This is a genomic window from Agarivorans sp., assembly GCF_050295395.1.
GTDB lineage: Bacteria > Pseudomonadota > Gammaproteobacteria > Enterobacterales > Celerinatantimonadaceae > Agarivorans.
This window is the reverse complement of record NZ_JBNKPP010000028.1, coordinates 1-10,708: the sequence shown is the minus strand read 5'-3', so window position 1 is coordinate 10,708 and position 10,708 is coordinate 1. Positions and strand designations below refer to the sequence as shown.

Annotated in this window: 10 protein-coding genes; 6 read left to right on the top strand and 4 right to left on the bottom strand. The window is 45.4% G+C overall.

Annotation, left to right across the window (positions count from 1 at the left end):
• The first annotated feature begins 299 nt into the window (after positions 1–299).
• Positions 300–683 (top strand): SMU1112c/YaeR family gloxylase I-like metalloprotein, encoded by a 384-nt coding sequence (gene gloA2, locus ACQY6Q_RS02165; RefSeq protein ID WP_427977336.1) that lies wholly within the window; start codon positions 300–302, stop codon positions 681–683.
• Between the two features lie 79 nt (positions 684–762).
• Positions 763–2,229, top strand: coding sequence for a deoxyribodipyrimidine photo-lyase (gene phrB / locus ACQY6Q_RS02160; RefSeq protein WP_427977333.1), 1,467 nt, complete (start codon positions 763–765; stop codon positions 2,227–2,229).
• Here the strand turns inward: phrB and ACQY6Q_RS02155 are convergent.
• On the bottom strand, positions 2,198–2,476 hold the full coding sequence (locus ACQY6Q_RS02155; RefSeq protein ID WP_427977330.1) for a hypothetical protein: 279 nt from the start codon (positions 2,474–2,476) through the stop codon (positions 2,198–2,200). The two genes, phrB and ACQY6Q_RS02155, sit on opposite strands and share 32 nt — an antisense overlap.
• A 6-nt stretch (positions 2,477–2,482) precedes the next feature.
• On the bottom strand, positions 2,483–2,764 hold the full coding sequence (locus ACQY6Q_RS02150) for a pyrimidine/purine nucleoside phosphorylase (RefSeq protein WP_427977328.1): 282 nt from the start codon (positions 2,762–2,764) through the stop codon (positions 2,483–2,485).
• A gap of 87 nt (positions 2,765–2,851) precedes the next feature.
• Between ACQY6Q_RS02150 and ACQY6Q_RS02145 the strand changes: the two genes are divergently transcribed.
• From ACQY6Q_RS02145 to ACQY6Q_RS02135, 3 genes are all read left to right on the top strand, one after another.
• Positions 2,852–3,109 carry a DUF3820 family protein gene (locus tag ACQY6Q_RS02145; protein ID WP_427977325.1) on the top strand — a complete coding sequence of 86 codons (258 nt, stop codon included), beginning with the start codon at positions 2,852–2,854 and terminating at the stop codon, positions 3,107–3,109.
• Between the two features lie 277 nt (positions 3,110–3,386).
• Positions 3,387–3,599: a cold-shock protein gene (locus tag ACQY6Q_RS02140; RefSeq protein ID WP_427977323.1), complete on the top strand. Its 213-nt coding sequence runs from the start codon at positions 3,387–3,389 to the stop codon at positions 3,597–3,599.
• Between the two features lie 124 nt (positions 3,600–3,723).
• The gene (locus ACQY6Q_RS02135; protein ID WP_427977321.1) at positions 3,724–4,269 is read left to right on the top strand and encodes a DUF2390 domain-containing protein; all 546 of its coding nucleotides are present in this window, start codon (positions 3,724–3,726) and stop codon (positions 4,267–4,269) included.
• Here ACQY6Q_RS02135 and ACQY6Q_RS02130 read toward each other — a convergent pair.
• Both ACQY6Q_RS02130 and ACQY6Q_RS02125 read right to left on the bottom strand, forming a co-directional pair.
• Positions 4,266–6,059 (bottom strand): ABC transporter ATP-binding protein, encoded by a 1,794-nt coding sequence (locus ACQY6Q_RS02130; protein WP_427977318.1) that lies wholly within the window; start codon positions 6,057–6,059, stop codon positions 4,266–4,268. The two genes, ACQY6Q_RS02135 and ACQY6Q_RS02130, sit on opposite strands and share 4 nt — an antisense overlap.
• Before the next feature lie 104 nt (positions 6,060–6,163).
• A complete protein-coding gene (locus ACQY6Q_RS02125; protein WP_427977314.1) occupies positions 6,164–7,510 on the bottom strand; it encodes a DEAD/DEAH box helicase in 1,347 nt (448 codons plus the stop codon).
• A gap of 288 nt (positions 7,511–7,798) precedes the next feature.
• Here ACQY6Q_RS02125 and ACQY6Q_RS02120 point away from each other — a divergent pair.
• A partial coding sequence (locus tag ACQY6Q_RS02120; RefSeq protein WP_427977311.1) for an HD domain-containing phosphohydrolase occupies positions 7,799–10,708 on the top strand: 2,910 nt, incomplete at its 3' end.

Here is a 10,708-nt window from a genome sequence, read left to right as displayed (position 1 = left end):
CTAATATCGGGCGCATCTTAGGCAAGAGATCGTCCTGCTACAACTCCGACCAGAGTATATATTCTATGGTTACTTATCATTTTTGTAGTTTTGTTATCTATTAAACTTAAAATTATTTAATGAAAATTTTATTTTTAACTGCTGTGGTTAATGGTGTCGCTAGCCGACCTTACTAGATGTTTTCCTGTGCAGGCTTAAACTTGTTATAGCGATATTCTGGGAGGTGCTGATGAGTGGCCTCTGCACTTGTTTTGGGTAACAGCTGGCAAATACAGACTAGCCAAATTAAGGGAGAGACCATGCTTAAGGGTTTTCATCATGTTGCGATTATTTGTTCTGACTATGCTAGTTCAAAGCATTTTTACACGCAGATCTTAGGATTACAGCCTATTGCTGAACATTATCGGCAGCAGCGAGATTCTTATAAATTAGATTTAGCGCTTCCCGGAGGAGGGCAAATTGAATTGTTTTCGTTTGCTGAGGCTCCGCCTCGCCCCAGCTACCCGGAAGCTCAAGGTTTGCGGCATTTAGCCTTTGCGGTGGATGACATCGAACAGGTAGTGGCTAAGTTACGTAGCTACAATATCGCGGTGGAGGCCTTACGAGTGGATCCCTATACCGAGAAGATGTTTACTTTTTTCAATGACCCCGATGGCTTGCCACTAGAACTCTATCAGGTTTAATTGGTTTATCTTTAGTGGGGGCTGATCGAAGCGTATCGGCTGCACGTAATGCTAGCAAGCAATTATTTTAGGGATGGCGATGCAACATCAATTAGTCTGGTTTAGAAATGACCTTAGGGTCAGAGACAATCAAGCCTTAAGCCAAGCGGTAGCCAGCAAACAAGCGGTATTGGCAGTGTACCTTGCCTGCCCGCAACAGTGGCAAAGCCATGATCTTGCGCCGATTCAGGCCGATTTAATCGAGCGGCGTTTAGCCACTTTGCAGCAACAGTTGGCAGAGTTGAATATTCCTTTGTTGGTCGTGCATTGTCCCGACTTCGCTAGCGTTCCGCAGTGCTTTTTACAGTTAGCCCAGCAGTATCATATTGGCGCCGTGCATTTTCAGCAGCAATATGAGCTAAATGAACAACGCCGTGACCAAGCGGTGCAGCAAAGCCTGAGTCAGCAAGGCCTTGAGGTCTTTAGTTACCATGGCGATTGCATATTGCCACCGGCTTCGGTGCTGACGAAAACCGCACAGGTATTTAAGGTGTTCACTCCCTTTCGTAAGGCTTGGTTAGGCCAGTTAGACGACGCTTGTTTTAGCCCATTGGCTGCGCCAGCAGCGGTGCTAGCATCGTTGGTGCCGGACAGCTTTAAGCCGCTGCTGGCTCAGCCCGAACCGGTTAAGCTTGATTACCCCACCCAAGATAGTAGTGCTTGGCTATGCGATGAACATCAGGTTATTCAGTGTTTACGTGACTTTAGCGCGGCGAAGGCCGAGTCCTATCAGCAGTTACGTGATTTCCCTGCAGAGGCGGGCACCAGTAAGCTTTCGGCCTATCTGGCTTTAGGCATAATATCGCCCCGTCAGTGCTTGGCCAGGCTCTATCACGATCATCCACAAGTGCTTGAAAGCCAGCAAGGGGGCGCTTTTGTTTGGTTAAGTGAAATTGTGTGGCGGGAGTTTTATCGCCACCTTATCGCGGCCTATCCGCAGTTATGTAAAGGTCGAGCATTTTTAGAATGGACCGAGCGAGTCAGCTGGCAGCATGATGAGCAGCTTTTGCAGGCTTGGCAGCAAGGCAAAACCGGTTATCCGATAGTGGATGCAGCAATGCGCCAATTGGCCGAAACGGGTTGGATGCATAATCGCTTACGCATGATAGTAGCGAGTTTTCTCAGTAAAGACCTGTTGATTGATTGGCACCACGGAGAACGTTGGTTTATGCAGCATTTGATTGATGGTGACTTTGCCTCAAACAACGGCGGCTGGCAGTGGGCTGCTTCAACGGGTACCGATGCTCAGCCTTACTTTCGAATTTTTAACCCCACTACCCAAGGCGAGCGCTTTGATCCGAGCGGCGAGTTTGTGCGTCACTGGTTACCTGAGTTAAGTGAGGTTCCTGGGAAAAAGGTGCATCAAGCGCATACTTGGGCAGAAAAGCATGCTGTGCATTTAGCTTATCCTAAACCCATCGTAGACCATGCCAAGCAGCGTAAATTGGCCCTAAGTCTATTCGAACAAGCTAAAGCTAACTACGGCGCAGTCGAACCACTTTCATAATTTCAAACTCTAAGCCCGCAGTAACTTGTTGGCTGGGGTAGTAACTGAGGTTGACTCTTGCGCCACTCAGGTTTTGATAGCGTTGTTTACGTTTGTAAACAAAGGGTACGTCATAGCCGCTAAGCATTAGCGTATGTACGATCCAGTCATCTTGCTCCCGCTGAACATGCGAGCACACCTTCATATTTTCTGAATGAATTAACTGAGGGCGCTTTTTTAGCAATTTATCTGGATCGTCGTTTAACATTGCAAACTAGCCGTAAACACAGAGGTAGGCGGTTTCGGTGGGCACTTTAAGTTGGAACTTCGCATTACCAGGAACGTTAAACTGTTGTCCGTCTTGGTAACTTACCCACTCGGTTTCGCCGGGTAATTTTACAATCAGTTCGCCAGCGATAACCACCATTAACTCGGGCTCGGCTGTGCCAAATTCATATTCTCCCTCAGCCATTACGCCAACTGAAGAAGGCTTTTCTTTCCCTGCAAAGCTAATAGATTTTACCTTGCCGTCAAAGTATTCGTTGCTCTTTAACATGTTATTTCCTTGGTTGATTTTATTGTACAAATTGGCAGGCTAGCATAATGTGGGCGAATTTGGATCGCCTAAGGAATTATTTGAACAATGAGTGAGCAGTCTTTTTCTGGCGAGGGGCTTTTTGACAAAGCAATGCTACTAAAAGTAGCTCGTCAAAAAATGCCCTTTGGCAAATATGCCGGCCGAGAAATCATCCGTTTACCAGAGGAATATTTGCTTTGGTTCGCCAATAAGCAGGGTTTTCCCAAAGGGGAATTAGGCCAATTAATGGCCTTGGCTTTAGAAATACAGGTGGCGGGTTTAGAAAAACTACTTTGGCCACTTATCGATACAAAGCACAAATAACTTTAGTTGTAGCTTGGTTGTTTTTTGTTCATCTCTTTGCTAGTTTGTTAATTCTAAATATGTTTATTCAATGCTTTAATCAAAATTTAACATTATTTGATGACTTAGCACTGGATTTATTGAGTATTTAGTAGAGAATGTAATTTGCTGTAGCAATGCTTGTTGATAGTCCAAAGTTTTTCGCTGTTCTAATATTTTAGGTGGGTTTAACTTTTTGTCGCTGGCTTGCCTAGCTAATACAACGTTAAATATGCACATGGAATATGAGAGGACGATAATGTCAGGTCAGGTATTATCTGGAACCGTTAAATGGTTCAACGACGAAAAAGGGTTTGGTTTTATTGCACAAGAGAAAGGTCCGGACGTATTTGTTCACTTTCGTGCTATCAATGGCAATGGACGCCGTACTTTGCTTGAAGGCCAAGCAGTAACGTTTGAAGTAGTTCAAGGTCAGAAAGGCCCACAAGCTGAGAATGTTACCGCTCTTTAATAGTTGCCGCATAACATTTCAGTTAAAACGCTATCTACATTGATAGCGTTTTTTTTTGTTTACAGCTAAGCAAAACTAAAAATCAGACAGAAATATCCGAGACTTACTGACTTTGTTAGGCTGGGTGTTTCGTTATATTGACAGTAATCGCAGCGTTACTTGGCGCGGTGAGTCGTCATATTTTGCTGATGAGATGGAGTACGCCGTTATTTCGAAATCTTGTTTAGTCCCTAACTTGCAAAATGTTGCTGAACGTTTTTGGCAGTTTTCCCAACATGTTTACGCTAACCCCGAATTGCAAAGCTTGTGTTTGAGTTTACAAGATAAGCAACAGCGCAATATAAATCTCTTGCTTTGGTTGAGCTTTTGTCAGCAGCAGTCTTGGACGGTAAATCTTGAACAGTTGTTAGCGCAAATCCGCGATAGTGAACAAAAACTGGCGCAGTTTCGCCGTCACCGTAAAACCATTAAACCTTTGCTCAGTGATACTCAATATCAACTGTTGTTGAAGCACGAATTAAAACTGGAGCGCCGCCAGCAACAATTGTTGGTATGTAGCCAGCAGCGCCACCCCGGCAAGCAAACTGCGCAGCAGGCTTTAACCGCTTACTTACAACAAGCCGAAGTGGCAGAGCGTTACCTTAGCCGAGTGAGTGCCGTATTGGTTTAGTGTTGGTGTTGGTAGAGTGTTTGATACAAACCGGTTTGTGCAATCAATTGCTGGTGCTCGCCAGCTTGGCTAATTTTACCGTCGTCTAATACATAGATCAGATCGGCTTGCCTAATTGCACTTAAGCGGTGGGCAATAATTAAGGTACTGCGCTGTTGTAAAAAGGCCTTAAGATTGCGATGCAGTTTGGCTTCGGTCTCGGTGTCTAAAGCCGAGGTGGCTTCATCCAGAATCACCACTTGCGGATCACTTAATACCATTCGGGCAATGGCTAAACGTTGTTTTTGGCCTCCAGATAGTTTTACTCCACTGCGTCCTACTAGGGTCTCTAGTTGTTCAGGTAGTTGCTTCACCGTGTCGGCTAACTCGGCTATGGCCAGCGCTTGCCATAGCGCCTGTTCGCTGTGCTGATTGCCCATGCTTAAGTTTTCGCGAACACTGGTATTAAATAAAATGGGTTGCTGTAAAACAGTGGCTATGTTGCTGCGAATACAGGCATAGCCGACTTGTTCTATCGGCACGCCATTAAACAAGATGTCGCCTCGGTCTTTTTGGTAAAGCCCTAACAGTAGGTTGACCAAGGTTGACTTGCCACCACCGCTCACCGAAACCAGCGCAACTTTTTTTCCGGCAGGTAACTTAAGGCTAATGTCTTGTAGTACCGGTGACTCGGCAGTATAGCTAAAATCGACATTTTTAAAGTCGATATCAAATTGGCGCTGCTCGGCGAAGGGATTGGTTTCGCAGGGATAAGAGGGCTCTTGTTTGAGTTCAAATAGTTGGTTAAGCCTGGCTAAGGCGGCATTCGCACTATAGTAGCTGTATTGAATATTGAGAATTTCTTGCACCGGTCCCATCATGAACCATAGGTAACCGAACACCGCAAATATTTGGCCAACGGTGAGGTCGGAAAATACCACCATTAGCATGGCTATGGCGCGAAAAATCTCGAAGCCAACTAAAAAAATAGTGAAACTCAGGCGGTTGACCGCGTCGGTTTTCCAATGGGATGCTATCGCATGATCTTTTAATTCAGAGGCGGCGTTCACCACCCGTGAAAAATAGTGACCTTCACGCTGGCTAGCGCGTAATTGTTGAATGCTATCTAGGGTTTCAATAAGTGCTAGCTGAAAGGCCTCAAAGGCGGCGTTTTCGCGTTTTTTTAAGTCTTTTACATGACGGCCAAAAGAGCGGGAAAAGTAAATCACCGCGGGGTTAAGCAATAAAATAATTAAACCCAGTTGCCAGTCTATCCATAATAATATCGCCGCAGTACCAATAATGGTGAGCACGGCCACTAGAAACTTAGATAGACTTTCACTAATAAATTTATCTAGGGTTTCTACATCGGTCACGCAGCGGGCGCTGATCCCGCCAGAACCTTGAGTTTCATATTCGCGCAGTTCTACCTTAGGCAAATGGTTGACTAAGCGTTCGCGGATCAAAAAGCTAATTTGTTTGCCAATGAAGGTAAATTGTCGAGCTTGCAGTACGCTAATCACCAAGGACATAAGACGCAAGCTAATCACTAATAGCAAAATGCAAATAATGTAAGCGCTGGCGGTGTGCCATTGCTGAGGCAGTAGTGATTGCATTAGCGAAACCGCTTGCCCTGGTTGCTTGAGTAATACTTCATCCACTAACAGTGGCATAAGCAAGGGAATGGGTACGCTAACTAGTGTCGCCAGTATTGCAATTAGGTGGGCATAGACTAAAGGTTTTTTGTATTGAAATACTTGTTGGCGAATGGTTGCCCAAGTAAAACTGGAAGAGTGAGAAGCTGCCTGCATAATCTAAATAAGAATCTTTTTCATTTATAGTGGCGTCAGTCTACGAAGACACTCATGAAAAAGCCAGTATTAGCAGCCATTGATTGGCTGCTAATTGCTGGTGGCTAGTCTTCGCTACTGTCTAAGTCACTAACATTATCAATTTTCTTCTGGCGTTTAATGGGGGCGTCACCCATATCTTTACCCACCACGAAGGTTTTGTTGGTTTTCACGGCTGGCTTCTGATGGTGTTTGCTGGCCGCTTTGGCTTTACGTTTTTGCGCTGGTTGGCCAAGGCTTGGTTTATGTTTCTTGTTTGCCAGACCTTTAAATTTAGCTTCAAGCCCTGTTAGGCTAACAAACTTCACTTTTTGCTCTAATAAGGCTTCTAAGTTTTTAAAGCTAAACCAGTCTTTGGGGCCCACTAAAGAGTAGGCTTGGCCTTGGTTACCTGCGCGACCAGTACGGCCGATACGGTGAACATACTCTTCCACATGCTTGGGCATATCAAAGTTAATCACATGCGACACCTGCACGATATCTAAACCGCGCGAGGCTAAATCGGTAGTAAACAATACCTTTTGTTGTCCTCGGCTAAACTCATCCATGATTTTGTTGCGCGCACCTTGGCTTAAATCGGCGCTTAACGCCGAACAGCGCAGCCCTTGTTCGCTAAACAGTTGGGCAAGGCGCTCGGTATCGGCTCGAGTCGCGGTAAATACTATCGCCTGTTTGAGTGACTCTTGCTTAAGAATTTCGCTGAGTTGCTGTTGTTTGTGGTCTAAGTGATCGCTGAGTAAAAACTGTTGCTGAATATCCTGGTGCTGAGTAAAGCTAAAACCAACCGCAATGCGCTCTGGTTCATTCAATAGTTTTAGTGCAAAGCTATTGATGGCTGCATCATCGAGAGTGGCCGAAAACATTAAGGTTTGGCGCTTACGGTGGCTGGCGGCTTGATCAACAGAATTCAATTGCTCGGCGAAACCGAGGTCTAGCATACGGTCCGCTTCATCGAGAATCAGCAATTCCAAACCATCGAGGAATAAATGACGCTTACTTAAGTGGTCGGCTAAGCGCCCTGGTGTGGCCACGATGATCTGTGGTTCCTTGCGCAGCAACTTGCTTTGGTCATTAAAGTTTTCCCCGCCAGTTATCAAGCAGGCGCGAGTTTGGGTATTGGCGATCAATAAACGTAGCTGGGCAAAAACTTGCTTAGCCAGTTCTCGGGTTGGCGTCAGAATTAAGCAGCGAGCATCACGTTTCGATAAGGCGCGTGTTTTGAGCATGCGTTGCATGGCTGGCAATAAGTAGGCAAGGGTTTTGCCTGACCCGGTTTTTGAAGAGGCCAGTAGATCCTTTCCTGCCATCGCTGCGGGAATGGCTCTAGCTTGGATCTCTGTGGCTTCGCCAAAGCCCAAGTGTTGAATGGTTTTATTTAAGCGGGGATCAAGGCCAAATTCAGAAAACTGCAAGTTGTTACTCTCTTAGCTATTAAAGTGATTGAGATTATAACGCTAAATGGCCCGACTAACATTAAGGATCCATTTATTGTGCTGCTGGGAGATTGGTTTTTATTGGGTATAAATATAAGTTGAGCCTTGTTTGCTCGTCTTAAGACCTTGTTTGCGGCCAAGTGAGTGTATCTCACTTGATACATAACAGCATAAAAAATAGGCACTTTATCTTGCGAATATGAGTTTCGCTTGCGATAGTTGAACTATTGCTCAATAAGTAATGTAAACAAGGGCCAAGGATAGCTAATGACTGCTTCATCTTCGCACCAGCAAGGAAATTCGCACCGGTTTTCATTTCAGATCCACCTCGTTGTGGTCATGATTATCATGTTATTTGCGAGTGGTTTAGTGATTGGTACTATCAACTATTTCCATACCAGTGACATGGTGGCACAAAATCAAGCTCGCGCACTTGACCAAGTTGGGCGGGCCACGGTAGCGGAGCTAGAGGGGATTATTTTCCCTGCCCAGAATTTTGTTAATAGCTTAGCGGCGATGAATTTAAGCATTGAGCAATTACAACATGATCATCAAAGTTGGTTGCCCATGTTATATGCCACTCTACGCCAGCAGCGCGGCTTGTCGGCCATTTACATGGGTTATCAGAATGGCGACTTCTACTTGGTTCGCGCTTTAGATTCTGCGGAAAAAAAAGCGATAGTGCAGGCCCCTGTTGGCGCAGAAGTCTTGGTAACACAGATTATTAATGGCCAATCAACACAACGTTTTTTTGATCAACAATTGCAGCCGATTATCGATGATATTCAACGTGAATATCGACTCGACCCTCGCCAGCGGCCTTGGTATCAACTGGCCATGCAGCAATCTGGGGTAGTCGCCACTGCACCTTATGTATTTTATACCACCAAACAAGTGGGGGTGACCTTCGCTAAGGTGAATGCTAAACGCGATATGGTGGTGGGGGCCGATATTACTTTGGCCAGTGTTTCTAGTAGCCTGCATAAAAACTTAATCAGCCCTTCTTCATTGCTGGTGTTATTTAATAATGATTTTTCGGTATTGGCCCATCAACGACCAGATTGGATAGCTAAGCATATTAGGCTGGAGCAAGATCAGGTTATTCTGCCACGTTTAGACGCGCAGGATTTTGGGGTGATCTCGCGCTTGGCCGAATATACCCAAAACCACCAAACTAACTTTACCATTGTTGGTGATGGGGAGGATTGGATAGGCCAAATTATCGAAATCACCTTGAATACCGAACCTGGCGTAGCCGCGCCGATAAAGGGCTTACATTTAGGTTTAGTCTCTCCAGAACATGAAGTATTAACCGAAGCGCGCTCCGCCCGTGATCAGTCCATCATATTTAGTTTATTAATTATTCTGCTGTCTATTCCTGTGGCTTGGTATGTGGCGCGTTTAGTGGCTACGCCCTTACAAGAATTGATGAAGCAAAACGAAGCGATAATGGCTTTTGATTTTGATGCAACCGAACAGGTGCATTCGGTGGTATTGGAAGTTCATCAGTTGAGCCGTATTACTGAGCAATTAAAGAAAACCATTAAGCAATTCGCTGATGTTTCAACCATGTTGGGCGAAGAAGATAACTTTGAGCGGCTATTAAAGAAAAGTGTTCAGGAGATGCAAACCATTGTTGGCATGGAATATGGCGCAATTTGGTTGAAGCAAGACCAACAGTTTGTCTTGCAAACTAAACCAGCTAAAGACTTTCTGTTGCCCACCGCTTTTTCCTATAGCGACACTTTGTCACAACCCTTGGTGCAACACCTACTTGATGGCACAACCAGCCCCACCAGTAAGTTTGTGCAGTTTGAGTTTCAAGAGCAAACACTGTCGATGGTGGTGGCACCGTTGATTAATCAAGAACAAAAGTTAGTGGGCATGAGCGCCACATTTAGTTTCCATGAAAGCAAGGTGATGCCTCGGGTTCTGTCATTTATTGACGCCTTGAGTAGCCTTGTGACTGTGGCCATTGAGAACCGACATTTAATCGAAACGCAGAAGAACTTACTGGAAGCCTTTATTCGTTTAACTGCGGGAGCGATTGATGCTAAGTCACCCTATACCGGCGGCCACTGCCAACGGGTACCCGAGCTGACTAAAATGTTGGCTTCGGCGGCGGTTGAGCAACAACAGGGGGTATTTGCCGACTTCTCAATGAGTGAGGCGCAGTGGGAAGAATTATATATTGCTAGTTGGTTACATGATTGCGGCAAGGTAACCACGCCCGAATATGTGGTTGATAAGGCGACTAAGCTTGAGACGATTTATGATCGCATCCATGAAATTAGAACTCGCTTTGAAGTGCTTAAGCGTGATGCTCAGTTAGATTATTGGCAGCAAATTGCCAAGGGGGCGAGTACCGAACAGCAGCAACAGTTGCAGCAACAGCTAGAGCAAACATTGCAGCAGTTAGACGAGGAATTTGCTTTGGTCGCCAAAGCGAATATAGGCGGCGAGTTTATGGAGCCGCAAGACATTCAACGTTTGCAACAAATTGGGCAGCGCACTTGGCAGCGAACTCTAGATGATCGTTTAGGACTGTCACACATGGAGTTAGATCGCCGCCGCGATCCCCCATCTAGCTTGCCTGCAACCGAGTTTTTGCTTGCCGATAAACCTGAGCACATTATTCATCGGCGCGAAGATGAGAAGATTAGCGATGATAACCCTTGGGGCTTTAAGCTGAATGTGCCCGAGTTTAAATACAACCGCGGTGAGTTGTATAACTTGAGTATCGCTCGCGGTACCTTAACCGAAGAAGAACGTTACAAGATTAACGACCACATAGTACAAACCATTATTATGCTCGATAAGCTGCCTTTCCCTGATCACTTAAAAGGCGTGCCACAAATTGCCGGAGGCCATCATGAGAAAATGGATGGCACTGGTTATCCGAAGCAGCTCACTAAAGAGCAAATGCCAATTACCGCAAGAATGATGGCGATTGCCGATATTTTTGAAGCACTCACCGCGGTAGACCGCCCCTATAAAGAGGGTAAGAGTTTGAGCCAATCGCTAAAAATTATGCGCTTTATGTGTGATGACCAACATATTGACGCGGATATCTTCGCCTTGTTTTTAAACTCGGGCATTTACTTGGATTACGCCAAGGCCTATCTCAAACCAGAGCAGATAGATGAAATAGATATTAACGATTATTTGCCGCAGAAT